We start from the raw sequence: 24922 nt of genomic DNA, 5'->3' as shown, positions 1-24922 counted from the left end.
CATGCAAAACACACCCACGACACGACGTCGGTTCCTTGCCGACGCGCTGAAACTCGCCGGCGCCACCGCGGTGACCGGCATGCTGCCCGAAAGCATCCTGCGCGCGCAGTCGATTCCGGCGGCGAGCGTCACTGGCACCCTGCAGGACGTCAAGCACGTCGTCATCCTGATGCAGGAAAACCGGTCGTTCGACCACTATCTCGGCACGCTGCGCGGCGCACGCGGCTTCGGTGATCCGCGGCCGGTCGTGATTTCCAGCGGCTACCCGGTGTGGCGCCAGCCGGCGCCGTTGTCCTACGTGTTTCCGTTCAACCCGTCGCCACCCGTTTCCGGCGTCGCGAACGGCGACACGTACTACGGCGATCTCGATCACAGCTGGAATGGCACGCACAGCGCATGGAACAACGGCCGCTACGACAACTGGGTCGGCGCCAAAACCAGCGGCACGATGTACTACTTCACGCAGAACGACATCCCGTTCTATCACGCGCTGGCGAGCGCCTTCACCGTGTGCGACGCGTACCACTGCTCGATGCTCGGCCCGACGGACCCGAACCGCCTGTATCTGTGGACCGGCTGCTGCGGCAACGTCGCCGGCTATTCGCCCTACACGAACAACACGATGACCGGCACCGGCTGGACCACGATGCCGGAACGCCTGAACACGGCCGGCGTCACGTGGAAGTTCTACCAGGACAAGGGCAACGGGCTCGACGCCGGTCACGGCTACGGCGAATACAACGGCTCGAAGCGCGATCTCTGGTGGAACGGCAACTACGGCGACAACGTCATCCTGAACTTCCGGCAGTACCAGAACCTCGGCGCCAACGATCCGCTCGCGCCGGCGCTCAACGGCACGCAGATCGATCCGACCGGCGGCGGCAAGGAATACGACACGAATCTCTTCAGCCAGCTGCGGGCCGACGTCGCGAACGGCACGCTGCCGCAGGTGTCGTGGATCGCCGCGCCTTACGCCTATTGCGAGCATCCGTCGTGGGCCGCGAGCGGCGGCGAATGGTACGTGAGCAACGTGCTCGATGCGCTGACGTCGAATCCGGCCGTGTGGGCCAGCACCGTGCTGCTCGTGATGTACGACGAGAACGACGGCCTGTTCGATCACGTGCCGCCGGCCGTTCCGGCGAGCGCCGCCGCCGGCACCGGCCGCTCGACGGTCTCGACCGCCGCTGAATTCGTCGCGGGCGGCGGCGCCGCATCGGACGGCTCGGCGAGCGGCGACACGCCGATCGGGCTCGGCCCGCGCGTGCCGATGTTCGTGATCTCGCCGTGGTCGAAAGGCGGCAAGGTCAACTCTCAGGTGTTCGACCATACGTCGGTGATCCGCTTCCTCGAAGCACGCTTCGGGCTGCAGGAAACCAACATCACACCGTGGCGGCGTGCCGTGTGCGGCGATCTCACTTCGGCATTCGATTTCGCGAATCCGGACCAGACGATTCCCGCGATCCCGGCCGCGACCAGCAACATGGACCCGAACGGCTCGACGGTCCTGATTCCCCCTGCCACCACCACCGCGGTGCCGGCACAAACGGCCGGCCGCACTCCCGCGTGCCGGCTGCCGTACGAGTTCTTCGTCCAGGGCAAGGTCAACCGCGCGGGCAAGACGCTCGGGTTGACGATGACGAATACCGGCGCGGCCGCCGTGCATCTGCAGGCGTGGGTCGACGGCACGAGCACGATACCGCGGCACTACACGATCGGCGCCGGCACGGGCACGTGCGTCACGGACGCGCTCGCGCTGAATTCGGGCGGCGGCTACGACTACTCGATCTACGGCCCGAACGGCTTCCTGCAGACGTTGCGCGGCAACATCGGCGCAGCGGGGAGCGCGGGTTCGACGGCCGAAGTCAGCCTCTGCTACGACGTGCAGAACGGCAACGTGCTGATCACGCTGGACAATGCCGCCGGCGCCAGCGCGACGACGTTCCAGCTCGTCGACAACGCGTACGGAATGAACAGCGCGCAGTCGGTCAGCGTGCGGGCCGGCGCGACGCGGACCGTCACGTGGTACGGCGACGCCGGCTGGTACGACGCGAGCATCCGCGATGCGAACGACCCTGGCTTCCTGCGCCGCATCGCCGGCTGCGTCCAGGCGCAATCGGGCACGTTGCTGACGGATTCGGCGATCGGCAATACGAACGGCAAGTTCGTCGCGGCACTGTCGTCGCAGGGCGCGTCGTACGGCACGCTGCGATTCGACTACGTCGTGCCGCCGTGGCGCCACAGCCCGAAGAACTGGGTCGGCATCTATCCGCGCGGCGCGCAGCCGACCAAGGGCGGCTACAAGTCGTGGGCGTACCTGCCCAAGAGCACCGGCTCGCTGCTGTTCTCGTCGACTGCGAACAGCGCGCTCGCATCGGGCCAATACGATGCGTGGTTCCTGTTCGACGACGGCTACACGCCGCTCGCCGGCCCCGTCGCGATCAGTATCTGACGTCGCCCGTCCCGGCGGCGCGCAAACACGATGCGCGCCGCCGGGCGGGTCGCCCGGGCTACGCGTCGATCAGAACTTGTGACGCAGGCCGATCCGCGTGACGAACTGCGTGTTCGCGCCCGCGCTGCCGACGAACGACGGCGACGAGCCGATTTCAGCCTGTACCGGCACGACCCGGCCGTTGATCGTGTTGCTGCCCGACGCCTTCTGGTACGCCGCGCTCACGTACACGTCGGTACGCTTCGACAGCGCGTAGTCGACCGCGGCGTTGACCTGGTGCCACTTGCCGTCGTAGCGGCCGTCGAGCTTCGAGAACGTATAGCCGAGACCGCCGCTCAACGCCGGCGAGAACGCATAGCGGCCGCCGATTTCGTAGTTGTTCAGCTTCGACGATTCGCCCGACAGCGGCGTGAACTTCGTATGCGTCCAGTTCGCCCACACGAGGCCCGCCGCGATCGCATAACGCGCGCCGACGCCGACCGTCTCGAGGTCGCGCAACCCGAACGTGTTGATGTTCGCGATGCTCACGCCGAACGCCGGCGTCGCGCCGTTCGGGAAGCGGATGTTCGTGTACGCGGCGCCGATGCCGAACGGCCCTTGCGCGTAGTTCGCACCGAAGCTGTACGCGCTCGACGCACCCTGCGCGCCGTTCGTGCCGGTCGTGGTGGGCGTGCCCGCGAACTGCGTCGAGTTCGAGAACCCGTACATCGCGCCGAACGTGAGGCCCGCGAAGTTCGCGCTCTGGAACTTCACCGCGTTGTTGATGCGGCTCGACGTCAGCTGGTCGAGATCGTTGATGTGATACGCGTAGTTGCCGGCCGGCGTCTGGCTGCCCATCGTGTAGTTCGCGCCGATGTAGTCGGTCGAGAACGAGTATTGACGGCCGAACGTCAGCGAACCGATGCCGTTCTTCGACAGCCCGACGAACGCCTGCCGGCCGAACAGCGCCCCGCCCTGGCCGATCGAGCCGTCGCCGCTGCTGAAGCCGTTTTCCAGCACGAACAGCGCCTTCAGCCCGCCGCCGAGATCCTCGGTCCCGCGGATGCCCCAGCGGCTGCCCGACGCGACGCCGTCGCCGTACTTGACGAGCTTGCCGTGCCCGCCCGTCGTCGCGACCTTGTTCGAATACGTGACGCCCGCATCGATCAACCCGTAGAGCGTGACGCTGCTTTGCGCGTGCGCGGCCGTGCCGAACATCCCGAGTGTGGCCGCGGCCACGATGGTCTTCTTCATGTTGCTTCCTTTTTGTTGTGGACGCGCGCGCCTGCGTCGCGGCAGGACGCGCGGCGTGTTGACGAGAAACCGTACGACGGACGAACGCAAGCCCGCACCGGCAGACGCGCGCGTGCCTCATGCGCGTGCACGATGTTCCATTTCGATGCCGGTGTGGGCTTGCGGAAGCGGCATGCCGCAGGGCGGCCGCTCGTGTTGCGGCGTCGGCACGTGTGCGCATCGGTGGCGCATGCGTGCCGGCGCATTGCTCCGGCGATGCAGGTCAGACGCGCTTCCGGCTGTCGTGGAGCAGATGGACGGCGTGACGCCGGACGGCATCACGACCTTCGATATATTTTTCGGAATATAACGAGTTGTCACCGAACGGTAAACAATTATTCGGGTTCCTGTCGTCATTCATCCACAGGCAAGCGGCGACGAGCCCGGCGCGAAGCCGCGATGCACGTCAGGCGTCATCGCATCGCGACGCAGCTGGCCGGCGCCGAATTCCCGCATAATCAGGCGGTCGAACGAGCGCCGCGGCCCGCGCGCGAATGCCGCAAACGTATGCGGTGTCGCCCGATCCGTCGGCCGCATGCATTCGACCGTCGCGCACGCAGCCGGTCTGTGCCGGCTCCACGCGCGACGAATTGTGCAGGTGCAAAAAACCACGCAACGACGAGAATGCGATTCGCCGCCCGTCATGGTGACGACGATCGCATCACGGACCACACCACGCCATCCCGCGAAGACAGGACACCGACATATGGACCGAGCCGAACACATCAGCATCGAACCGGCGCTCGCGCTTGCCGCCGACGAACTGGACGGATGCGATTTCTCGTTCGACATCGCGTGGGAATTGAACGCGCCGTATCAGGACTTGCTCGATCTTCGCGCGCTGCCGGTGCGACGCAAGGACTACGGCTTCGATCCGGCCGGCTGGGCGAGCGGCGCGTCGGGCCGCACGGCGCTGTTTCGCGCGACGGCCGGCGAACGGCTCGCCGGCTTCGTCGCGATCGAGGAAAGCTGGAACGGCATGGCCGAGATCGCGGAGCTGGCCGTCGACCGCCAGTACCGGCGCCAGGGGATCGGGCAGTTCCTGCTGGCAGCCGCCGAAGCGTGGGCGCGCAGCCACGGGTTCGGCTTCATGCGGCTCGAAACGCAGGCGAACAACGTCGCGGCCTGCTCGACCTATGCACGCGCGGGCTTCGCGCTCGGCGGCCACGACCGCTTCCTGTACGCCGATGGCGAGAACGCCGGGGAAGTCGCGTTGTTCTGGTACAAGGACCTGCGCGACGGGCAGACCGCGCGAAGCCGCACGGTCGACCCGGCATCGGTGCCGGCGGTGCGCTGAGGCACGGCCGGCCGTCGCGTCGATACCGCGCTACTTCCGCGTCGCCACGATGAACAGGCGCGGAAACGGCAACAGCACCGTGCCGTCGTCCTGCGCCGGATAGCCGTCCGGCCCGGCCAGCGCATCGCGATAGCGTGCGACGAACGCGCGCTGTTCGGGCGCGTCGAGCGCCGCGAGGAACGGCCGCAGCGCGCTGCCCTTGAACCATTCGACGACCGCATCCGCGCCGCCGCGCAGCGGGTGGTAATAGGTCGTGCGCCATACGTCCACGCGCGAACACAGCGGCGCGAGCAGCGCATGATAGTAGCGTGCGTCGAACCGCTCGGTGCGCGCCGCCCCTTTCAGCTTGTCGGCCCACGGCCCGTCCGCGGCGACTTCGCGCATCAGCCGGTGCGCCGGTTCATCGAGGTTGTCGGGCATCTGGACCGCGAGATGGCCGCCCGGCGCGAGGCGGCCGACGAGCATCGGGAACAGCGTGTCGTGCGCCGGCACCCATTGCAGCACCGCATTCGACAGGATCAGGTCATAGCCGCCCGGATCGTCCCAGGCGGCGACATCGGCAAGGTCGAAACGCAGTGCCGGCAGGCGCTTGCGCGCAGCCGCGATCATGTCCGCCGACGCGTCGATCCCGTGGATCGTCGCGTCCGGTGCGCGCGCGATCAGCGCTTCCGTCGAATTGCCCGGCCCGCAGCCGATATCGATCGCGGTATGGATCGGCGTCTTCGGCACGGCGGCCAGCAGGTCGCGCACCGGCCGCGTCCGTTCGTCCTCGAACTGCACGTACTGGGTCGCGTATTGATCGAGCGGGGTCGTCACGATGGATCTCCTGGTCGGCATGAGCGGCCGCGTTGCATCGCGCATGGCGATGCAACGGGCCATCGATTCAGCGCATTCTGCGACTGCCGCCGACCTTCAGTAAAATGAATTTAATATCGTGATTGATTCAAGATTCTGATGAAGATCGACACGCTCGGTGTCCAGGCTTTCGTCGCGATCGCCGACGGCGGCAGCTTCAGGCAGGCAGCCGACACGCTGCACGTCACGCAAACGGCGATCACGCAGCGGCTGCGCAAGCTCGAATCGTATCTCGGCGTCGCGCTCGTCGAGCGCACGACGCGCCGCACCACGCTGACCGAGATCGGCCGGCGTTTCCTGCCGCAGGCCCGCCGGCTGCTGAACGAGCTGTCCGACGCGCTGACCGAAATCCGCGAGACCGGCCTGAGCCAGCGCGGCGACGTCACGATCGCGTGCGTGCCGACGGTCGGCGTGCAGTATCTGCCGCGCATCCTGCGCGCGTTCTCCGGGCATCGGCCGCACGATCGCGTGAAGATTCTCGATCATGCGTCGGCGTCGGTGCTGCAGGCCGTGCTGCGGCGCGAAGCGGAATTCGGCATCAGCATCGCCGGCGACCAGCACCCGGAACTCGTCAGCGTGCCGCTCACACATGATCCTTATGTGCTCGTGTGCCGCGACGATCACCCGCTCGCGAAGCGGCGGCGCATCCGCTGGGCGGCGCTGCAGCCGCATCCACTGATCTTCGCCGGCGAAGTGAGCGGCAATCGCGGGCTGCTCGAAGGCGCGCTGAAGACGAGCGGCGTGTCGCTGCATTCGTTCTACGAGGTGCAGCGCAGCTCGACGGCGCTCGGGCTCGTCGCGGAAGGGCTCGGCGCGGCCGTCGTGCCGAAGCTCGCGATCCAGAAGAACGCGTATCCGATGATCCGTACGATCGAGCTCGTCGAACCGTCGGTGTCGCGCACGCTCGTGCTCGTCACCCGCCGGAGCGCGCAACTGTCGCCCGCGGCGCGGGCGCTGTACGACATGATCGTCGAGCGGGCAGCGCCCGGGCGGTGATCCGCGAGCGGTGCGGTACGACCCGCGTGTCACGGGATGCCAGGCAACGACCGGTTGCCGCTCAAAGCACCTTGACCATAAACACGCGCGCCGCGCCTGCCGGCTCGCACGGCACTTCGCCGAACGTCTCGTAACCGTGCTTCCGGTAGAAGTCGGGCGCCTGGAACGAGATCGTGTACAGCACCGCACGCGCGCAACCGCGCCGCTTCGCCTCCGCTTCGGCCTCGCGCAACAGCCGGCTGCCGAAGCCGCCGCCGCGCAGCGATTCGGGCAGATAGAACAGGTCGATGAAGAACAGGCCGAGCGACGTCCGGCCGGTGAGACCGCCCAATACCTCGCCGGTCGCGGAATCGGTCACGTAGACGTCGAGCGCGGCCGCATCGGCGCGCCCCGTCATCGCATGGTTGAATTCGCCGAGCTTGCGGCTGATGAAGTCTCGGGCGGCCGGTTGCCCGGTGTCGGTCAGTTGAAGGATAACGTCGGGATGCGGTGTCATCGGAGGCGAACACGTGCGTGAATGGAGCGCCGGGTGTACGGCAGCCGCGGCGGACGTCGCACGACTATAGCGCGTCGTCACGCGTTCACGCCATCGCGAACGCCGCCGTCGGACCGCGACGATCACGCCCGCCACGCCGGTATCGCGTCCGCGATGAAGCAAGTCACTTCGCGTTCAGTTCCTTCCAGCGCCGGTACACGTCGATCGCGCCGTCATGCTTTCGCTGCACCATCGGCAGCCGGCGTTCCTCGATCGGTTTCGCATATTCGGCATAGAACGTATCGAGCTCGAAATACTTGCGGTCATCCCGATAGAACGGCGCGTAATCCTCGCGCGTCGTGATGTAGATCACGCGTTTCGGGCTGCAGTAGTACAGCGATCCGAGGCACATCGGACACGGGCTCGCGAGGATGTAGATCTCGCAGTCGGTCAGGTGCTCGGTGCCGAGCGTGCGGCACGCGTCGCGCACCGCGAGGATCTCCGCGTGCGCGGTCGGGTCGCTGGTCTGCGCGACGAGGTTCGGGCTCTCCGCGACGATCTCGCCGTCGCGGACGATCACCGTCGCGAACGGGCGGCCGCCCTCTTCCACGTTCTTCATCGCGAGATCGATCGTGCGTTTCACAAAATCCATGGTTGCGTCCTCGTTGAAACGGCATGGCGGGAACGTGCGCCGGCCGGCGCACGTCGGGTGGCACCGCGCGGCACCGCGTGGCGGCGCCGCACCGGCGTCAGAACGGCTTGGTCGGCAGGTACTTGCCGTCGAGCGTGATCACCGCACGCGAGCCGCCTTCGGGATCGTCGACCTTCTTCACGTCGAGCCGGAAATTGATCGCGCTGATGATGCCGTCGCCGAACTTCTCGTGAACGAGCGCCTTCAGCGTCGTGCCGTACACCTGCAACATTTCGTAGAAACGGTAGATGGTCGGGTCGGTCGGCACGCGATCGTCGATGCTGCCGCGCAGCGGGATCGTCTGCAGCAGCAGCACCGCGTCGTCGTCGAGGCCGAGCTTGTCGGCGACGATGCGCGCCGCGTCGGCCGGCAACGCATGCTGGCCGAGCAGCGCGGCCGTGACGAACGCTTCGCTCAGGCCCGTGCCGTCGGTGAGCTGCGCGAACGACAGGTTCTTGCGCGCTTTCGCGAGGACGACGGTTTCCGCCAGCGCGTGGCGCGCCGTCTGACTGTGCTGGGACTGGATCATGGTAATGCCTCGTAGTGGAGTGGGAGCGATTCAGGCCGCGACGGGCAGCGTCGCGGGGGTGGCGCGGACGCCGGGATGGTCCGCGAGGGACACGAACCGGCCGGTCGCGCCGTCGTAGGCGTCGATGCAGCCCGATTCGATGTCGTAGACCCAGCCGTGCAGCGCGAGACGCCCTTCTTCGAGCGCGAGCCGCACGGCGGGGTGCGTCTTCAGGTTGGCCAGTTGCGCGACGACGTTCTCGCGCACCATCGAGTCGATCCGCTCGCGCTCGCTGCGGTGCGTGCGCGCCTCGTTCACGACCCGCGCCGAATCGGCATAGCGCAGCCAGTGGCCGACGGCCGGCATGTGATCCATGCACTGGCAGGTCGCGATCGCGGTCATCGCGCCGCAATCGGAATGCCCGCAGATCACGACGTCCGTCACGCGCAGCGCGGCGACCGCATATTCGACCGACGCCGACACGCCGCCCGGCTCCGGGCCGTACGACGGCACGATGTTGCCCGCGTTGCGGATCACGAACAGGTCGCCCGGCTCGCGCTGCGTGACGAGTTCGGGCACGAGCCGGCTGTCCGAGCACGAGATGAACAGCGCCCGCGGGTTCTGGCTGCGCGCGAGATCGCGAAACAGCGCGGCGCGCGCCGGGTAGGCGTCGCGCTGGAACTTCAGGAAGCCTTCGATGATGTCCTTCATCGCGTGTTCTCCGGTGCGGATGGAATCGATGAAGGGCAGGTTACGCCCGACTTCCGATAACGTAAAAGACTGATTTATGATCCACCGGATAAGCACGACTTATGGGAACCGCCATGCTGCTGCGTCACATCCACTACTTCCTGGCCGTCGCCGAACATCGCAGCTTCACGCGCGCGGCCGCCGCGCTGCACGTGTCGCAGCCCGCGCTGTCGCAGCAGATCCGCCAGCTCGAGGACACGCTCGGCGCGCAACTGTTCGACCGCACCGGACGCGTCACGCGGCTGACCGATGCCGGCGACGTGTATTTCCGCTATGCGCGGCAGGCGCTGCACGATCTCGCGGAAGGCCGGCGTGCGATTCACGACGTGCAGGATCTGAGCCGCGGCTCGCTGCGCCTCGCGGTCACGCCGACCTTCACGAGCTATCTCGTCGGGCCGCTCGTCGAGGCGTTTCACGACCGCTATCCGGACGTCTCGCTGTCGGTGCGCGAGATGTCGCAGGAGCGGATCGAGGCGCTGCTCGTCGACGACGAGCTCGATGTCGGCATCGCCTTCGAGGACGTGCAGACGGCGGATATCGACGCGCAAACGCTGCTGGTCGAAACGCTCGCACTCGTCGTGAACCGCGGGCACGCGCTCGGCGGCAAACGCAAGGCCGGGTTGCGCGCGCTGCACGACGCACCGCTCGTGCTGCTCACCGCGGAATTCGCGACGCGCACGCAGATCGACCGTTATTTCCGCGCGCACGACGTGCAGCCGCGCGTGCTGATGGAAGCGAATTCGCTCGGTGCGGTGATCGAGATCGTGCGCCGCACGACGCTTGCGACGCTGTTGCCGGCGACGATCGCCGTCGAGCACGACGATCTCGTCGCCGTCGCGCTCGATCCGGCGGTGCTGCGGCGCACGGCCGTGCTGTTGCAGCGCCGGGGCGCGTATCGGAGTGCGGCCGCGCGTGCGTTCGTCGAGCTGGCGCTCGCGCACGGGGCGGAAAGATCGAGGCGGGAAGGCAGCGCGCGTGCGACGCGCAACAAGGCGTCCGGCTGAATGCCGTCATGCGCGACGGCAGGCAACGCCGTCCCGCGCGGACGTCCGTCGTTTCACTCGACCGAAACGCCCGCGTGACGTTGATCCGACGCGCAGGGAACGCGCGTCAGTTGTACCCGAGGATCGCCACCGCCGCGACCTCCGGCCGGTCGATCGCGCCGCCGACGAGCGACGTCGTCGGCTCCTGCAGCAAGGCCTGATACGAAGTGACGCGCCCCGCTTCCGGCGCGCCGGCTTCGTCCCGAACCGGTTGATCGAAGGCATCGATGCCGCTGAGGCAGTCGGATTGCGTTTGCATGAAAGTCATCTCCATTCCTTTGCTTTGATATGTCGTTGATGGTCTAGCTGGCCTGCTTCAACGCGACCGCCTGCACAGGCGTGCCGTCGTGCGCCGCCTCGGACCGCGCCAGCTGGGCGCGCGTGCGCCGCGTGATGTGGATCACCGCGAACACGACCGGCGCGATCAACAGCCCTTCCGCCAGTTCGGGATCGACCGGCAGGTTCATCACGTGCAGCGCCTTGAACGCCGCGGTCGCGAGCGACAGCACGTAGTACGAAATGGCGGCCACCGACAGCCCTTCGACCGCGTGCTGCAAATGAAGCTGGTTGCGCGCGGTGCGCTCCATGCCGGCCAGGAGCCGCGTAACGTCCTTTTCCTGCGCGAGATTCACGCGGGTGCGCAGCAGGTCGACCGCCCGCGCGATCCGCGCGGCGATCTGTTCGTGGCGCGCCCACACGCTGCGGCAGGTTTCCATCGCCGGCGCGAAACGCCGCTCCATGAATTCGGCGAGCGTCGGCATGCCTTCGATACGCTCCTCGCGCAACTCCTGAATACGCGCGAGCACGAGCTTTTCGTACGCGCGCGACGCGCTGAAGCGCGCCCCCGATCCCGACAACGATTCGACCCGCACCGCGAGATGCGTGAGCTTGACGAGCAACGCCGCGTCGTCGCCGTCGGCGCCGCTCGCGTCCATCCGCTGCATCAGTGCATGCAGCGCCGCATGGATTTCGTCGAGCTCGCGGCTCATCCCGCGCGCGACGGGCAGCGCAAGCAGCGCCATCATCCGGTACGTCTCGATTTCGTACAGACGCTGCAACAGCCGGCCGCCCTGCTCCTCGCGGAAATCCTCGTCGACGACGAGAAAGCGCATGAAGCCGTCGTCGCGCACATGCCAGTCGCAGAACACCTTGCCGCCGCCGAGCACGTGGCTGCCGACGAGCGCGGGCCCGTCGATCCAGCGCCGCAGGTCGCCGCACACGCGCCGCGCGGCGTCGCCCGACAGCAGTTCCATCCGTACCGCGACGAAGCGGATGCCGGCCAGCCGCGCGAACCACGCGACCGGAATGCCGGCGATCGCGCGATCGTCGAAATAACCGGTGTCGCGACGCGGCGCGACGAACGTGAAGGTCGAGAATTCGGTGTGGCGCTCCCACTTCAGGTACCAGCCGCACGGCGACTGCACCGCATGGTGCGTCGCGCCTTCGTGCGGCGCGTCGATCCCCGTGTCGCGGCACAGCGCGTGCAGCAGCGTTTCGTGGATGTCGGGCTGGCCGTCCGCATAGATCGCGTAATGCGTGAGCGACACGGCTTCGGCGAGCCGCAGGAACGGCCGGGCATGCAATTCCGCGGCCAGTGCGGCGCGCAACGGATGGTCGATCATCGATACACCACGCTTCCTTGTTCGGTGCTGCACGCCGGATCAACCGGCCTGAACGCCGCGCCGCCCTGGGGCGAAACACCAGCGTGATCGCACTATGGCAGACACACAGCAACAATAAAAACGCATAATGCTGATCGTTACGTTCAGTTTTCCTGATACCCATGAAGATGCTCGATCACGACGTGCTGGCCACCGTCGTCGCCGTCGCGGAAACCGGCAACATGACCCGCGCGGCCGAGGCCGTGAACCGCTCGCAGTCGGCCGTGAGCATGCAGATCAAGAGCCTGGAGGACGCGATCGGCCGGCCGCTGTTCGTGCGCAAGCCGCGCAGCATCGTGCTGACGCGCGAGGGCGAGGTGCTGCTGGGATTCGCCAGACGAATGCTGGCGCTGCGCGACGAGGCATGGGCGGCCGTGGTGCGGCCGGAAGTGACCGGCAAGGTCGTGATCGGCGTGCCGGACGACTATGCGTCGTCGCTGCTGCCGTCGGTGCTGAAGAAATTCTCCGCGACCTACCCGAAGGTCGAGATCCAGGTGATGGGGCTGCCGAGCAGCGCGCTCGCGCCGCTGATCAAGGAAGGCACCGTCGATCTCGTGTGCGGCACGCGCATCAAGGGGCTGTCGGGCGATTTCATTCGCCACGAGCCGATGGCGTGGGCCGCGATGACGAACGGGCCGCGCGTCTGGGAGGAACGGCCGCTGCCGATCGCGGTGTTCATGCCGGGCAGCGTCGCGCGCGAGAACGCGATCCGCAGCCTCGAACGCGCGAAAGTCCCCTATCGCACGTCGTATGAAAGCCCGAGCCTGCTCGGGCTGCTCAGCATGGTCGAGGCCGGCCTCGCGGTCGCGCCGCTCGCGCGCTGCGCGATTCCCGCGCAACTGTCGATGCTCGGCCGCTCGCACGGGCTGCCCGACCTGCCGCCGCTCGAGCTGATCCTCGCGCGCAGCACCAAGTCGAAACGGCCGCCGTGCGACTTCCTCGCGGAACAATTGATGGAAGACCTGCAGCGGCAGACCGGGCAGACCGGCGACGCGTGAGCCCGCCGGCGCCGGCTCGCAGCAAGGTCAGCGATGGCCGGTCGCGCCGTGCCCGGCCGCGCGCAACGCCGCGTTGACGATGCCGGCCACCGTATCGACGAGCGCTTCCAGCGTGTCGCCGTGCACGTGCCGCCCGGCAGGCGGAACGTGCTCGCTGCGCCGGCCGCCCCACTGCGAGCCGGCCGTGACCGACAGCGTCGCGCTGAACCGCTGGCCGTGCCGGCGGCCGAAGATGCCGATACGCCGCTCGGCGACGTAAGCCTGTTCGGGAAGAAACAATCGGATCTCGACCGCCGCTTGATCGGGGTCGGCCGCACACGCGTCCGCATCGAACGCCGGTGCGAATGCCTTGACGATGCGGAACGTCACGTGGGAATCCCACGCGGCGAGCGGCCCGCCGGCCGCGTCGACGCGTTCGGCGTCGACCGACCACTGATGGCGATCGGGCACGCGAATCGCCTGGCGCAGCAGCACGTCCGCCGCGCGAACCGTCACCGTCAACTGCCGGGCAAGCTGCCTGCCCGACGGCAACGCCGCGGTATGCGCGCGACGGGCAGCCGGGCGCGCAACACGCACTTCTTCCGTAAGGTACATGGGCCCTCCCTGTTCAGGGGTCGCGCCGCGTTCGACGCAGCGCACAAACGTCCACCATCGCCAGCCGGCGAACAGCACCGCGGCCGGCGAATCGGCGGCGGATTAGCCAAGCAATCGCCGTTCCCGGCTCAGCCAGCGTCGGCCGGGAGCCGCAACCGGCGCGCGATCGGCCCGATTACCGCATCGACTTGCTGCGCGATCAGCGCGTGCAGCGTGAAATCCAGATCTTCCGCGGCGATGTCGAAATGCACGTGGATCACGTTGCGCACCGCGCGGGCGCTGACGACGTACACGCCGAGCGGGGAATGCAGCAATGCGGCAAGCCGGGCGTGCGCGGCCGCGGCGGAGCCGGCCGTCAGCGTGACCGGCAGTTGCAGGCGCGGGCGCGGCGGCGGGAACGGTACGACGTCGCCGGATGGGCCGGCGCGCAACCGGCGGCCGGCGACATCGAACGCGGGAAAGGGATGAATGAAGGTCATGGCGCGGACGGAAGCCGTCCCGGCTGTCAACACGTCCCCAGCTTAGAAGGGACCATATAAACGCCGTGCAAAAAAACGGTGTGCCCGTGCAAAAAACGGCATGCCGGCCGGGCGCTGGCCCGTCTTGACGACGTGATACGGCCGCTCGGCCGTCGCGCGTGCCCGTCAACCATGACAGGTCGACAGCCGGCGATCCGCCGATACACTGTGAGCCGTCCCGACGACCTCGATCGATGTCACCGATGCCTGCCGCCGGCTTCGATCGCGCACGGCCTGCCGCTTCCGCCCGCCCGCGCACCGTCCGCACCTTTCCAAGGAGTTACACTTGAAGCCCTGGCGCCCTGCGCTGCTCGCCTTCGCCGGCCTCCTGGCCGCCGCGTCTTCCGGCGCCCATCCCGTCTGCACGGTCGTCGCCGACGCCGCCACCGGCAAGGTGCTCGTGCAGCAGGGCGATTGCACGACCCGCGTGACGCCGGCATCGACGTTCAAGGTCGCAATCGGCCTGATGGGCTTCGACGCCGGCGTGCTGAAGGACGCGCACACGCCCACGCTCGATTTCCATGCCGGCTACCCCGACTGGGGCGGTGCGCCGTGGCGCGAGCCGACCGACCCGGCACGCTGGATGAAGCTGTCGATCTTCTGGTATTCGCAGCAGGTCACGCAGGCGCTGGGGCAAGCGCGCTTCCAGCAGTACACGAGCGCGTTCGGCTACGGCAACGCCGACGTCACCAGCAACGAGGGCGAACGGCCCGGCGTGATGGGCGCGTGGGTCAATGCGTCGCTACGCATCTCGCCGCTCGAACAGGTCGCGTTCATGCGCAGGATCGCGCAACGGACGCTGCCCGTCAGCGCGCACGCGTACGACATGATCGCGCGCATCACGCTGATCGACGCGCAACCGGGCGGCTGGACGGTACACGGCAAGACCGGCACCGGCTCGCCCGGTATCCAGTACGACGCCGCACACGCATACGGCTGGTTCGTCGGCTGGGCGACGCAGGGTGCGCGCACGCTGGTGTTCGCGAACCTGATCCAGGACGACGCGCGGCAGACGCCGAATGCCGGCCTGCGCGCGCGCGACACGTTCCTCGCGGCGCTGCCGACGCTCGCCGAACCGGCCCGGCCGCAATGAGCGCCGCGCCCCGCAACGCCCGCATCGACCTGCTGCGCGGCATCTCGATCCTGCTCGTGCTGCTGCATCACTTCAACATCGCGTATTCGCTGCGCGACACCGCGCTCGCGCGCGTGCCCGGCTGGGACACGATCCATGCGATCGTGCGCAACGGCAACTACGGCGTGACCATGTTCTTCGCGATCTCGGGCTACCTGATCACGTCGAACGCGCGCCGCCGCTGGGGCAGCCTCGGCGCGCTCGACGTGCGCGCGTTCTACGTGTCGCGCATCGCGCGGATCGTCCCGTGCCTGCTTCTGCTGCTCGCGCTCGTCAACGGCCTCGCGGCGGCCGGCGTGCCGATCTTCGCGAACCACGCGCCGCAGGGCGTCGCCGTGTCGTACTGTCTCGTGAATCTGGCGTCGCTCACGTTCTGGATGAACGTGCTGATCGGCGCGTACGGATGGGTCAACTACGCGCTCGGCGTGCTGTGGTCGCTGTCGGTCGAAGAGGTGTTCTACCTGTCGTTTCCTCTGCTGTGCATCGCACTGCGTCGCGACACGCGGTTGCTCGCGTTCTGGCTGCTGATCGCCGCGATCGGTCCCGTGTACCGCTACACGCATCCGGGTGACGAAGGCGGGTTCCTCTATGCGTACTTCGCGTGCTTCGACGGCATCGCGATCGGCTGCTGCACCGCACTGCTCGCCGAACGCGCGCAATGGCGCAAGCTTGCAGCCGCGCCCGTGCAGTGGCTTGTCGCGACACTGATGACCGCGCTCTATCTCGCGTGGCCGATCGCCGAAAGCCATGTACTCGGCGTGTCCGCGATGGCGCTCGGCACGGCCGTGCTGCTGATCGGCGCCCATGCGGAACGCGCCCCCGCTCGCGGTCGCCTGCTCGCGCCGCTGCGCTGGAGCGGCCGGCTCAGCTACGAGCTGTATCTGTTCCACCTGATCGTGCTCGGCGCGCTGCGCACGTTCTGGCCGCCGTCTGCCACGCATGGCGACGGCAAGCTGGTGCTGCTCGTCGCGTATCTGGCGCTGTCGGCCGGCGTGAGTGCGGTCATCGCGCGCGGCTATGCGACGCCGCTCGACCGCTTCATCAAGCGTGCCGCGTCGCGGCCCGCGGCGCGAGTGACGGACAGCGCGCGCGTCTAGCTTCCCGCACGTCGCGGCGAACAAGGCGGAAGCGGCCAGGGCCACGCGGTATCGCCTGCACGATACCGGCCGGCCCGACCGCAAGCGCCGCTTGCGCCGCGTCGCTCAATCGAGATAGTCCGCGTATTCCTTGCGCGAATAGCCGGCGAGCGTCTGCCACGGCAACGTGTCCCGCCGCGCGGCCGGTGCCGGCGTCAACGTCAGCTTGCGCGTCACGCGGCCGTCCGCGCTGCGGTATTCGACCGACAGCGGCGCCTGCAACCGCTCGCTCCACAGAATCCGGTTCGCGCCGCGCGCGCCGGGCGTGTCCACGGCCTGCTCGTACCAGACGGTGCCGGGCGCGTCGCCGCGCTTGGCGACCGCGAGCCGCTTCAACTGCGACGGCGGCGTCACGTAGTACGCGTTGTCCCACGAGCCGTCGAAGCCTGTGGTTTCGTACTCGGCCGGCGGCACGCTGACGACCGTCCGGTTCGCCACGTCCACGTACTCGATGCGAGCCGACTTGCCGTCGTACGTGACGTGCCGCGCGGCGGCCTGGAAGTTGAAATGCTTGTGGCCGGCGTGAGCCGCGGCCGGTTTTACCCCGGCGCGGCGGCCCGCATCGTGATCGTGGTCATGACCGTGATCGTCGCCATGCTCGCCACCGGCCGCTGCCGCGGGCAGCACGCGCTCGACCCACACGTGGCCGTCGCGCCGCACCATCCGTTCACGATACAGCGTCGTGCGCGTCACGCCGTCGGCCGTGACCGTGCGGCTTTCGTGCTGCAGCACGGCGTCGAGATCGGCGGCGGCCACCGCGGGCAGTGCCACCCACCCGCAAGCGAGCACGCAGAGAAGCTGACGTTTCATCGTGACGTCACCCGGCTCAGAAGCCGAACGCCGAGCGCACGAGACCGAACACCTTCGTGTTGTCGATCGTGCCCTTGAACGCCTTCGCGTCCGCGCCGTCGGCGAACAGCATCACGTCGCCGCCGCCGTGCGTCTCCGATCCCGCGCTGCCCATCCGCACGCCGACTTCCTGCAGGTACGCTTCGTTCATCGCGGTGGCCGAATCGACCGACGCACGCACGTTCGGCCGGTTGGCGCCGTTGCCGAACACCAGCGTCGTGTAGGTATTGCCGTCGGCATCCTTGCTCGGCTGACCGTCGCGATAGTTGCGGCTGATGTCGAGAATCGGGTTGCCGCGCTTCGAATAGCCGTTGATCGTCATCGTGTGGTCGTGGTCGGCCGTCACGACGATCAGCGTATTCGCCAGGTCGACCTTCGACAGCGCGACGCGGATCGCTTCGTCGAACGCCGCCGTGTCTTCGAGCGCGCGCTTCGCGTTGGTGCCGTGCAGCGCGTGATCGATCCGGCCGCCTTCGACCATCAGGAAATAGCCGTTCGAATTCTTGGACAGCACGTCGATCGCCTTCGACGTCATGTCGGCCAGGCTCGGCTGCGTCGGCCCTTCGCCCTTGCCCGCGACCCGATCGAGTTCGTACTCGAGATGGCTCGTCGAGCTGAAGAGACCGACCAGCTTGCCGTTGCCGGCCTGCGCGAGCTGATCCCGGGTCGCGACGACCGTGTAGCCCTTCGCCTTCATCTCGTCGAGCAGGTTGCGCCCGTCGGCACGGCCGCGCTTGTTCGACACCGGATCGAACGGCGTCCAGTGGTTGCGGCCGCCGCCCATCAGCACGTCGACGCCGTCGCCGAGCGCCGCGTTGTAGCCCGCGCCGCCGGGCGCGGCCTGCGCGGCGATGTCGTACTGCGCATCGCGATGGCAGATGTGCGAATAGGTCGCGGCCGGCGTCGCATGCGTGAGCTCGGTGGTCGTGATCGCGCCGACCGCCTTGCCGCGCGCCTTCGCCAGTTCCAGCAGCGTCGCGACCGGCTGGCCGTTGCCCGGTGCGCAATGGTTGACGGTCTTGTTGCCGTTGACGTCGCTGCCCGGCGCGACCGCGCGCGTGTCGGACGACATCGACAGCACTTCGTTGTTCATCTTCACGCCGGTCATGTACGCGGCCATCGACGGCGCGCTGTCGGTCGTCTGCGCGTCGTTCGAGAAGGTCTTGACGCGCGCGGTGCGGGCCAGCTTCTCCATCGTCAGTTGCCCCGACTCGCCGACCTTGTAGATCCGGCTCGCGGTCACGGTCGTCGGCCCCATGCCGTCGCCGAGAAAGAAGATCACGTTCTTCGCCTGGCCGGCGGCCTGCGCCGCGCCGCACGCGAAACCCGCGACGGCCAGCGCCGCCGCGATGCACTTGATGGTCGACATCCTGTATTCCCCTGTACCCGTGTTGTCGGCGCTCAAAGCTGCACCGCGTTGCGCACCAGCTCGAAGACCCTGTTGTTCTCGATCACGCCGTGGAACGCATCCGCGCCGCGACCGATCGCACCGAGGAACACATCGGTGCCGCCGTGCGTCTCGTTGCCCTTGTCCATTCGCACGACCGCCTCCTGGCGATAGTCGTCGGCGCCCGTCACCGCATCGGTCAGCGCGGTGCCCGCGCGGCTGCCCTGCACGCGGTTCTCGCCGTTGCCGAAGCCGATGATCGTGTACGGCGCGCCGTCCGCGTCCTTCGCGATCGCGCCCGTCTGGTAGCTGCGCAGCACGCCCAGCACGCCGGGCTTGCCCGCTTCCGTCTTGCCGGTGCGCGCCGCATAGCCGTTCAGCACCAGCGTGTGATCGTGATCGGCCGTGACGACGATCAGCGTGTTCGTCAGGTCGGGATCGGTCTTGCGGACCTTGTCGAGCGTCGCCTTGATCGCGTTGTCGAACGCGATCGTGTCCTGCAGCGCGCGCTTCGCATTGGTGTCGTGCAGCGCGTGATCGATCCGGCCGCCCTCGACCATCAGGAAATAGCCGTTCGGGTTGGCCTGCAGCACGTCGAGCGCACGCGTGGCCATGTCGGCGAGGCTAGGCTCCCTGGTCGCGCCGCGATCGAGGTCGTAGCTCATGTGGCTCGACGCGAACAGGCCGACCAGCTTGCCGCGCTTCGTCGCATCGGCGGCCAGCAGGTCGTCGCGGTTCTGCGCGAACGCGTAGCCTTTCGCCTTCAGTTCGTTGACCAGGTTGCGGCCATCGGTGCGCTTGCCGCCGCCGTCCTTCGGCACGAAGAATTGCGCGCCGCCGCCGAGCACGACGTCGACGCCGTCGCCCAGCGCGCCGTTGTAGCCCGCGCCGCCCGGCACGAGCTGCGCGGCGATGTCGTTCTCGGCATCGCGGTGGCACACGTGCGCATACGTCGCGGCGGGCGTCGCGTGCGTGACGCGCGTGGTCGTCACGACGCCGGTCGCCATCCCGTTCGCCTTCGCGATTTCGAGCAGCGTCGACACCGACTTGCCGTTGTTCGCGCCGCAGTTGCCGGTGAGGCCCGCGCTCGGCTCGATCGCCTTCGTGTCGGGCGACATCGAGATCACTTCGTTGTTGGTCTTGACCCCGGTCATGTACGCCGACATCGACGGCGCGCTGTCCGTCACCTGCGCATCGTTCGAATAGGTCTTCACGAACGCGGATTCCGGCAACGTATCGATCGTCAGCGCGCCGTCTTCACCGACGCCGTAGATGCGTGCCGCCGTCAGCGTCGTCATCCCCATCCCGTCGCCGAGGAAAAAGATCACGTTGCGCGCCGCCGTCTTCACCGGGGCGGGTGTCGAGCTGGTCGGGCCGTCGTCGCTGCCGCATCCGGCCAGCGCAAAGGCGCCGGCACACAGCAGCGCCGCCATTTTGATTCGATTCATGTTGCCGATCTCCCCCGCCGTTGATGCTTTCGAAATGAAAGGCGATGGTAGGAAGCCGATGTGACGGCAAGATGAATGGAAACTGGAAGGATCGGTATGGCTGATGAAAGGATGGAACGAGGCGCCGCGTCCGGGCGCCCCGCGCGACCGGGCTCAGCCGGCGTATGCGGCGGCGGCGCAGCGCACGGTGACGATTCGTGCAGGTGGAAGATTGGCCCAGACGATCCGGCTGCCGCTGGCAACGAATGCCGAGTCGCCGAGCGGATGACGGCCTGGCGGGCGCAGGTCGTAGGTGAATTGAATCATCACGCCGTCGGCCGACAGCACGCGATGGCATTGACCGACGATCGCCGCCACGGCTTCACGGCGCAGCGTGCGCAGCGGCAGGCACGACACGATCGCGTCGACCGTCGCGCCCGGCGGCAGCAACCGCTCGAGCTGCCGTGCGTCGCCCGACACGATCGAGATACCGGGAAAGCGCCGTCGCAGATGCTGCACGAACGCCGGCGAGCGTTCGACGACGACGAGGCGCCGGGGCGCGACGCCGCGTTCCAGCAGCGCCGCGGTGATCGCGCCGGTGCCGCCGCCGAGTTCGACGACCAGCCCGTCGCCATCCGGCACCGCGTCGGCCATCTCGCGCGCCAGATGCCGCGAACTCGGGCACAACGCGCCGACCGCGGCCGGCCGGCCGACCCACTCGCGCACGAACAGTGCCGAGACACGCCACGCATTGGGCCACGTCATAGGCACGCCTCCGGCGCATGCGCGCGCGGCGGCGACAGGCCGATGACTGCGCGGGACAGGGCTACGGCGACACGGGCAAGGTTCATGCGCATCCTCCTGGGCGAATCGGTCCGCCGCGGGACACGCGACGATCAATCGATTCTAGGAAACGCAAACTTAAGACGACGTGAAGATTGACCCTGATTCTCCTGACCAATTCGTGCCGGATCGGCCGTCGATTGCCGATCCCTCATCGATGCGCTGCCGCGAGTGCGCGGGATAACGCGCATCGACCAACCGGGCCTGCCGCAGCGCCGTGTCGATCGCGGCGCGAGTGCGGTCCTCATGGGTACGGCGGCCGAAATGGGGTCAGCATTTCGGCCGCCATATCGTTGTTCCCGCCGTTCATCGAAACCGTGCGCAAGTGGGCGGTACAGCCCCGCCTGCGAACCGCGCGTCACGCTCGCCGCACGACGCGCGATATACCGTCACCGCAAGTTGGTTCTCGCCAGTTCGACGATCTCGTCGCCGCGCCCGCTGAGAATCGCGCGCAGCATGAATAGGCTGAAGCCCTTCGCATGCGCGAGCTCGATCTTCGGCGGCATCGCGAGCTCGTACTTCGACGTGACGACGTCGACCACCGCCGGCCCGTCATGCTCGAACGCGGTGCGCAATGCGTGTTCGACGTTCTCCGAATGCTCGACGCGCACGCTGAAGATGCCGGCGCCCTTCGCGATCGCCGCGAAGTCGGTCGGGCTCAGGTCGACGTTCGTGTCGAGATAGCCGGCCGCCTTCAGCTCCATCGACACGAAGCCGAGCAGGCTGTTGTTGTACACGACGATCTTGATCGGCAGCTTGAGCTGGCGCGCGCTCAGCAGATCGCCGAGCAGCATCGACAGCCCGCCGTCGCCCGACAGCGACACGACCTGCCGCCCCGGATGCGCACCTTGCGCACCGAGCGCCTGCGGCATCGCATTCGCCATCGACCCGTGGTTGAACGAGCCGTGCAGTTGCCGCTTGCCGTTCATCGTCAGGTAGCGCGCCGCCCAAAGCGTCGGCGTGCCGACGTCGGCCGTGAAGATCGCATCGTCGGCCGCGACTTCGTCGATGATCTTCGTCAGGTACTGCGGATGGATCGCGCGGCCCGGCGGCTCGGCCACCGCGAGATCGTCGAGCCCCTTGCGCGCGGCCGCGTAGTGCTTCAGCGCATTCTCGAGGAAGCGCCGCTGCGTCTTGCGCGTGAGCCGCGGCAGCAGCGCCGCGATCGTTTCCTTCACGGTGCCCACCAGCCCGAGCGCGAGCGGCGCGCGATGACCGAGCTGCGAGCCCTTCCAGTCGATCTGCGCGATCTTCGCGTGAGCCGGATAGAACGGCCGGTACGGGAAATCCGTGCCGAGCATCAGCAACGTGTCGCACGACTCCATCGCGTGATAGCCGGAACTGAAACCGATCAGCCCCGTCATCCCGACGTCGAACGGGTTGTCCCATTCGACGAACTGCTTGCCGCGCAGCGCATGCACGACCGGCGCGCCGAGCGTGTCGGCCAGCGCGACCACCTCGTCGTGCGCGCCCTGCGTGCCGCTGCCGCACAGCAGCGTGACCGCGTCCGACCCGTTGAGCAGCGCCGCGAGCCGGTCGAGGTCGGCATCGGCCGGCAGGATCGCCGGCGGCGCCGCGTCGCTCCACGCGGGCGCTTCGTCGGGGCCGTCGCCGAGCGCGATGTCGCCCGGCAGCACGATCACCGCCACGCCGCGCTCGTCGATCGCGGTGCGCATCGCGCGCGCCAGCACGCGCGGGAACTGCGACGCGTTCGTCACGAGTTCGGCGAAGTGGCTGCATTCGCGGAACAGCTCCTGCGGATGGGTTTCCTGGAAATAGCCGAGACCGATCTCGGTGGACGGGATGTGCGCGGCGATCGCGAGCACCGGCTGGTGATTGCGGTGGCAGTCGTACAGCCCGTTGATCAGGTGCAGGTTGCCTGGGCCGCAACTGCCCGCGCACACCGCGAGCCGCCCGGTCGACGCGGCGTCGGCCCCGGCCGCGAACGCCGCGCTTTCCTCGTGCCGCGTGTGCATCCAGCGGATCGAGCCGAGCTGGCTCAGGCTGAACGACAGGCCGTTCAGGCTGTCGCCCGTCACGCCCCAGATGCGCTCGACGCCCGCTGCCGCGAGCGTCTTCGCCAGGTATTCCGCCATCGTCTGTCTTGCCATGATGCCCTCACAGTTGGGTTGTCGCGACATGCAGCCACTGCCCTGCATCGGCGCATGATAGTCAAGGACGCGAACTGACGTATGAACGGTGCAATCGCGATTCGTTCCGCGCGGCCGACCGACGCGAAACCGGCCGTCCCGCCGCGCTACAGCGGCAACGCATGGGTCGACAGGATCTCCTTGAGCACCATGAACGAACGCACCTGCCGTACGCCCGGCAGGTACAGCAGTTGTTCCGCGTGCAGCCGATTGAAGCTGTCGTTGTCGCGCGTGCGCACGAGCATGAAATAGTCGAACTCGCCGGTCACGACATGGCACTCGACGCACCCCAACACATTCTGCGCGGCCTTCTCGAACGCGGCGAACGTTTCCGGCGTCGAGCGATCGAGCACGAAGCCGATCACGACCAGCATCCCGGCGCCGAGCGGCTTCGGGTCGAGCAACGCGACGATGCCGCGAATCAGCCCCATTTCCTTCAGCCGCTCGACGCGCCTTAGGCACGCCGGCGCGCTCAGCTTCACTTTCGCCGCGAGGCTCACGTTCGAGATCGACGCGTCCTGCTGCAATTGCCGCAGGATCGCGCGGTCGATCCGGTCGAGCGCCGGTGCGGCGTCGGCCGGCGATGCACTGCTTCGATCTAATTTCATTGTGCAAACCTCGTTTTAGACGAATTGAAATTGTTTATCTTCCGCTCATATCGTCGATAACGTAGGTTGCCGCAATTGATTTCGCAAGCTCATTTCCCGTGCTTCCGCCTATCATTTTCGTCATCGGAGCACGGCCTGCCGGCCGCGCCCGAACGATCCGATTTCCGCCTCGTCCTTGTTCCGGAGCCCCGCCGATGAATCTGCAACGCTTCCCCCGTTACCCGCTGACGTTCGGCCCGACGCCCATCCAGCCGCTCAAGCGCCTGAGCGCGCATCTCGGCGGCAAGGTCGAGCTGTATGCAAAGCGCGAGGACTGCAACAGCGGCCTCGCATTCGGCGGCAACAAGACGCGCAAGCTCGAATATCTCGTTCCCGACGCGCTCGCTCAAGGCGCGGATACGCTCGTGTCGATCGGCGGCGTGCAGTCGAACCAGACGCGCCAGGTCGCGGCCGTCGCCGCGCATCTCGGGATGAAGTGCGTGCTCGTGCAGGAGCACTGGGTCAACTATGAAGATCCGGTGTACGACCGGGTCGGCAACATCCAGTTGTCGCGGATGATGGGCGCCGACGTGCGGCTCGTCGCCGACGGCTTCGACATCGGCATTCGCCGTAGTTGGGAAGAAGCGATGGAGAGCGTGCGACAGGCGGGCGGCAAGCCGTATCCGATTCCGGCCGGCTGTTCCGAGCATCCGCTCGGCGGGCTCGGATTCGTCGGCTTCGCGGAAGAAGTGCGCGCGCAGGAAGCCGAGCTCGGCTTCAGGTTCGATTACGTCGTCGTCTGCTCGGTGACGGGCAGCACGCAGGCAGGGATGGTCGTCGGCTTCGCGGCCGACGGGCGCGCGGACCGCGTGATCGGCATCGATGCGTCGGCGAAGCCGGAACAGACGCGCGAACAGATCACGCGCATCGCGCGGCATACGGCCGAGCTGGTCGGGCTCGGCCGCGATATCGTCGAACGGGATGTCGTGCTCGACACGCGTTACGGCGGCCCGGAATATGGGCTGCCGAGCGACGGCACGCTGGAAGCGATTCGGCTGTGCGCGCGGCTGGAAGGCATGCTGACCGATCCCGTTTATGAAGGGAAATCGATGCACGGGATGATCGACAAGGTGCGGCTCGGGGAATTCGAGCCGGGGTCGAAGGTGTTGTACGCGCATCTCGGCGGGGCGCCGGCGTTGAGTGCGTATAACGGGATTTTTCGCAACGGGTGACGTCGCTTTTCGAGACAGTTCGCACTTAACGGCCCCGGTACCCAAACCGACACACGTATAAATTGAAATGCC

The 24922-nt window shown here is 67.7% G+C and carries 24 protein-coding genes; 8 read left to right on the top strand and 16 right to left on the bottom strand.

The window, feature by feature from the left end:
- Nucleotide 1: 1 nt before the first annotated feature.
- The gene (locus tag DTA15_RS07270) at nt 2-2449 is read left to right on the top strand and encodes a phosphocholine-specific phospholipase C (RefSeq protein WP_006492968.1); all 2448 of its coding nucleotides are present in this window, start codon (nt 2-4) and stop codon (nt 2447-2449) included.
- 69 nt (nt 2450-2518) lie between these two features.
- On the opposite strand, the gene DTA15_RS07265 is transcribed toward DTA15_RS07270, so the two are convergent.
- Nucleotides 2519-3682, bottom strand: coding sequence for a porin (locus tag DTA15_RS07265; protein WP_006485467.1), 1164 nt, complete (start codon nt 3680-3682; stop codon nt 2519-2521).
- Nucleotides 3683-4427: 745 nt separating this feature from the next.
- Between DTA15_RS07265 and DTA15_RS07255 the strand changes: the two genes are divergently transcribed.
- The gene (locus tag DTA15_RS07255) at nt 4428-5018 is read left to right on the top strand and encodes a GNAT family N-acetyltransferase (RefSeq protein WP_012493090.1); all 591 of its coding nucleotides are present in this window, start codon (nt 4428-4430) and stop codon (nt 5016-5018) included.
- Nucleotides 5019-5048: 30 nt separating this feature from the next.
- Here DTA15_RS07255 and tam read toward each other — a convergent pair whose 3' ends face one another.
- A complete protein-coding gene (gene tam, locus DTA15_RS07250) occupies nt 5049-5834 on the bottom strand; it encodes a trans-aconitate 2-methyltransferase (protein WP_006495838.1) in 786 nt (261 codons plus the stop codon).
- Between the two features lie 138 nt (nt 5835-5972).
- On the opposite strand from tam, the gene DTA15_RS07245 reads away from it, so the two are divergent.
- Complete coding sequence (locus DTA15_RS07245; protein WP_006485476.1) at nt 5973-6869, top strand: LysR family transcriptional regulator; 897 nt, start codon at nt 5973-5975, stop codon at nt 6867-6869.
- A gap of 61 nt (nt 6870-6930) precedes the next feature.
- On the opposite strand, the gene DTA15_RS07240 is transcribed toward DTA15_RS07245, so the two are convergent.
- From DTA15_RS07240 to DTA15_RS07225, 4 genes are all read right to left on the bottom strand, one after another.
- Complete coding sequence (locus DTA15_RS07240) at nt 6931-7365, bottom strand: GNAT family N-acetyltransferase (protein WP_006485489.1); 435 nt, start codon at nt 7363-7365, stop codon at nt 6931-6933.
- A gap of 163 nt (nt 7366-7528) precedes the next feature.
- The gene (locus tag DTA15_RS07235; RefSeq protein WP_006485478.1) at nt 7529-7996 is read right to left on the bottom strand and encodes a nucleoside deaminase; all 468 of its coding nucleotides are present in this window, start codon (nt 7994-7996) and stop codon (nt 7529-7531) included.
- Between the two features lie 97 nt (nt 7997-8093).
- Nucleotides 8094-8564 (bottom strand): cyanase, encoded by a 471-nt coding sequence (gene cynS / locus DTA15_RS07230; RefSeq protein WP_006485483.1) that lies wholly within the window; start codon nt 8562-8564, stop codon nt 8094-8096.
- 30 nt (nt 8565-8594) lie between these two features.
- A complete protein-coding gene (locus DTA15_RS07225; RefSeq protein ID WP_006485475.1) occupies nt 8595-9254 on the bottom strand; it encodes a carbonic anhydrase in 660 nt (219 codons plus the stop codon).
- A 113-nt stretch (nt 9255-9367) separates the two neighbouring features.
- Between DTA15_RS07225 and cynR the strand changes: the two genes are divergently transcribed.
- Nucleotides 9368-10297 carry a transcriptional regulator CynR gene (gene cynR, locus DTA15_RS07220; RefSeq protein WP_006492969.1) on the top strand — a complete coding sequence of 310 codons (930 nt, stop codon included), beginning with the start codon at nt 9368-9370 and terminating at the stop codon, nt 10295-10297.
- Between the two features lie 106 nt (nt 10298-10403).
- Here cynR and DTA15_RS07215 read toward each other — a convergent pair whose 3' ends face one another.
- Nucleotides 10404-10604, bottom strand: coding sequence for a hypothetical protein (locus DTA15_RS07215; RefSeq protein ID WP_006485491.1), 201 nt, complete (start codon nt 10602-10604; stop codon nt 10404-10406).
- A gap of 34 nt (nt 10605-10638) precedes the next feature.
- Nucleotides 10639-11958 (bottom strand): DUF3422 family protein, encoded by a 1320-nt coding sequence (locus DTA15_RS07210; RefSeq protein WP_006485474.1) that lies wholly within the window; start codon nt 11956-11958, stop codon nt 10639-10641.
- Between the two features lie 161 nt (nt 11959-12119).
- Between DTA15_RS07210 and DTA15_RS07205 the strand changes: the two genes are divergently transcribed.
- The gene (locus tag DTA15_RS07205) at nt 12120-12995 is read left to right on the top strand and encodes a LysR family transcriptional regulator (RefSeq protein ID WP_006485479.1); all 876 of its coding nucleotides are present in this window, start codon (nt 12120-12122) and stop codon (nt 12993-12995) included.
- Between the two features lie 27 nt (nt 12996-13022).
- Here the strand turns inward: DTA15_RS07205 and DTA15_RS07200 are convergent, their stop codons facing one another.
- The gene (locus DTA15_RS07200; protein WP_006492966.1) at nt 13023-13589 is read right to left on the bottom strand and encodes a hypothetical protein; all 567 of its coding nucleotides are present in this window, start codon (nt 13587-13589) and stop codon (nt 13023-13025) included.
- A gap of 128 nt (nt 13590-13717) precedes the next feature.
- Nucleotides 13718-14068, bottom strand: coding sequence for a hypothetical protein (locus tag DTA15_RS07195; RefSeq protein ID WP_006485500.1), 351 nt, complete (start codon nt 14066-14068; stop codon nt 13718-13720).
- Nucleotides 14069-14393: 325 nt separating this feature from the next.
- On the opposite strand from DTA15_RS07195, the gene blaOXA reads away from it, so the two are divergent.
- A complete protein-coding gene (blaOXA, locus tag DTA15_RS07190; RefSeq protein ID WP_006485469.1) occupies nt 14394-15200 on the top strand; it encodes an OXA-1043 family class D beta-lactamase in 807 nt (268 codons plus the stop codon).
- Nucleotides 15197-16336 (top strand): acyltransferase family protein, encoded by a 1140-nt coding sequence (locus DTA15_RS07185; protein ID WP_006485503.1) that lies wholly within the window; start codon nt 15197-15199, stop codon nt 16334-16336. The genes blaOXA and DTA15_RS07185 overlap by 4 nt, the downstream gene beginning before the upstream one ends.
- Before the next feature lie 105 nt (nt 16337-16441).
- On the opposite strand, the gene DTA15_RS07180 is transcribed toward DTA15_RS07185, so the two are convergent.
- The 6 genes from DTA15_RS07180 to DTA15_RS07155 all read right to left on the bottom strand — a co-directional run bounded on the left by DTA15_RS07180 (nt 16442) and on the right by DTA15_RS07155 (nt 23639).
- Entirely contained in the window at nt 16442-17185 is a 744-nt protein-coding gene (locus DTA15_RS07180; RefSeq protein ID WP_006485482.1) for a hypothetical protein, read from the bottom strand.
- Between the two features lie 16 nt (nt 17186-17201).
- Nucleotides 17202-18593 (bottom strand): alkaline phosphatase, encoded by a 1392-nt coding sequence (locus tag DTA15_RS07175; RefSeq protein ID WP_006485488.1) that lies wholly within the window; start codon nt 18591-18593, stop codon nt 17202-17204.
- 32 nt (nt 18594-18625) lie between these two features.
- A complete protein-coding gene (locus DTA15_RS07170) occupies nt 18626-20059 on the bottom strand; it encodes an alkaline phosphatase (RefSeq protein WP_006485472.1) in 1434 nt (477 codons plus the stop codon).
- A gap of 153 nt (nt 20060-20212) precedes the next feature.
- Nucleotides 20213-20803 (bottom strand): class I SAM-dependent methyltransferase, encoded by a 591-nt coding sequence (locus tag DTA15_RS07165; RefSeq protein WP_006485473.1) that lies wholly within the window; start codon nt 20801-20803, stop codon nt 20213-20215.
- Between the two features lie 467 nt (nt 20804-21270).
- Complete coding sequence (poxB, locus tag DTA15_RS07160; RefSeq protein WP_034178655.1) at nt 21271-22992, bottom strand: ubiquinone-dependent pyruvate dehydrogenase; 1722 nt, start codon at nt 22990-22992, stop codon at nt 21271-21273.
- 146 nt (nt 22993-23138) lie between these two features.
- The gene (locus DTA15_RS07155; protein ID WP_006485484.1) at nt 23139-23639 is read right to left on the bottom strand and encodes an Lrp/AsnC family transcriptional regulator; all 501 of its coding nucleotides are present in this window, start codon (nt 23637-23639) and stop codon (nt 23139-23141) included.
- A gap of 194 nt (nt 23640-23833) precedes the next feature.
- Here DTA15_RS07155 and DTA15_RS07150 point away from each other — a divergent pair, with 194 nt between their 5' ends.
- Nucleotides 23834-24850: a 1-aminocyclopropane-1-carboxylate deaminase gene (locus tag DTA15_RS07150; RefSeq protein ID WP_006485468.1), complete on the top strand. Its 1017-nt coding sequence runs from the start codon at nt 23834-23836 to the stop codon at nt 24848-24850.
- The last annotated feature ends 72 nt before the right edge of the window (nt 24851-24922 follow it).

It is taken from the genome of Burkholderia cenocepacia (assembly GCF_900446215.1).
Lineage (GTDB): Bacteria > Pseudomonadota > Gammaproteobacteria > Burkholderiales > Burkholderiaceae > Burkholderia > Burkholderia cenocepacia.
Note: the sequence above shows the minus strand (reverse complement) of the source record. Positions and strands in the feature narration are given on the sequence as shown.

Coding starts and splice junctions, on each gene's coding strand:
- DTA15_RS07270 (WP_006492968.1), top strand. CDS start 2: ATGCAAAACACACCCACGACACGACGTCGGTTCCTTGCCGACGCGCTG.
- DTA15_RS07265 (WP_006485467.1), bottom strand. CDS start 3,682: ATGAAGAAGACCATCGTGGCCGCGGCCACACTCGGGATGTTCGGCACG.
- DTA15_RS07255 (WP_012493090.1), top strand. CDS start 4,428: ATGGACCGAGCCGAACACATCAGCATCGAACCGGCGCTCGCGCTTGCC.
- DTA15_RS07245 (WP_006485476.1), top strand. CDS start 5,973: ATGAAGATCGACACGCTCGGTGTCCAGGCTTTCGTCGCGATCGCCGAC.
- DTA15_RS07240 (WP_006485489.1), bottom strand. CDS start 7,365: ATGACACCGCATCCCGACGTTATCCTTCAACTGACCGACACCGGGCAA.
- DTA15_RS07235 (WP_006485478.1), bottom strand. CDS start 7,996: ATGGATTTTGTGAAACGCACGATCGATCTCGCGATGAAGAACGTGGAA.
- cynS (WP_006485483.1), bottom strand. CDS start 8,564: ATGATCCAGTCCCAGCACAGTCAGACGGCGCGCCACGCGCTGGCGGAA.
- DTA15_RS07225 (WP_006485475.1), bottom strand. CDS start 9,254: ATGAAGGACATCATCGAAGGCTTCCTGAAGTTCCAGCGCGACGCCTAC.
- cynR (WP_006492969.1), top strand. CDS start 9,368: ATGCTGCTGCGTCACATCCACTACTTCCTGGCCGTCGCCGAACATCGC.
- DTA15_RS07215 (WP_006485491.1), bottom strand. CDS start 10,604: ATGACTTTCATGCAAACGCAATCCGACTGCCTCAGCGGCATCGATGCC.
- DTA15_RS07210 (WP_006485474.1), bottom strand. CDS start 11,958: ATGATCGACCATCCGTTGCGCGCCGCACTGGCCGCGGAATTGCATGCC.
- DTA15_RS07205 (WP_006485479.1), top strand. CDS start 12,120: ATGAAGATGCTCGATCACGACGTGCTGGCCACCGTCGTCGCCGTCGCG.
- DTA15_RS07200 (WP_006492966.1), bottom strand. CDS start 13,589: ATGTACCTTACGGAAGAAGTGCGTGTTGCGCGCCCGGCTGCCCGTCGC.
- DTA15_RS07195 (WP_006485500.1), bottom strand. CDS start 14,068: ATGACCTTCATTCATCCCTTTCCCGCGTTCGATGTCGCCGGCCGCCGG.
- DTA15_RS07185 (WP_006485503.1), top strand. CDS start 15,197: ATGAGCGCCGCGCCCCGCAACGCCCGCATCGACCTGCTGCGCGGCATC.
- DTA15_RS07180 (WP_006485482.1), bottom strand. CDS start 17,185: ATGAAACGTCAGCTTCTCTGCGTGCTCGCTTGCGGGTGGGTGGCACTG.
- DTA15_RS07175 (WP_006485488.1), bottom strand. CDS start 18,593: ATGTCGACCATCAAGTGCATCGCGGCGGCGCTGGCCGTCGCGGGTTTC.
- DTA15_RS07170 (WP_006485472.1), bottom strand. CDS start 20,059: ATGAATCGAATCAAAATGGCGGCGCTGCTGTGTGCCGGCGCCTTTGCG.
- DTA15_RS07165 (WP_006485473.1), bottom strand. CDS start 20,803: ATGACGTGGCCCAATGCGTGGCGTGTCTCGGCACTGTTCGTGCGCGAG.
- poxB (WP_034178655.1), bottom strand. CDS start 22,992: ATGGCAAGACAGACGATGGCGGAATACCTGGCGAAGACGCTCGCGGCA.
- DTA15_RS07155 (WP_006485484.1), bottom strand. CDS start 23,639: ATGAAATTAGATCGAAGCAGTGCATCGCCGGCCGACGCCGCACCGGCG.
- DTA15_RS07150 (WP_006485468.1), top strand. CDS start 23,834: ATGAATCTGCAACGCTTCCCCCGTTACCCGCTGACGTTCGGCCCGACG.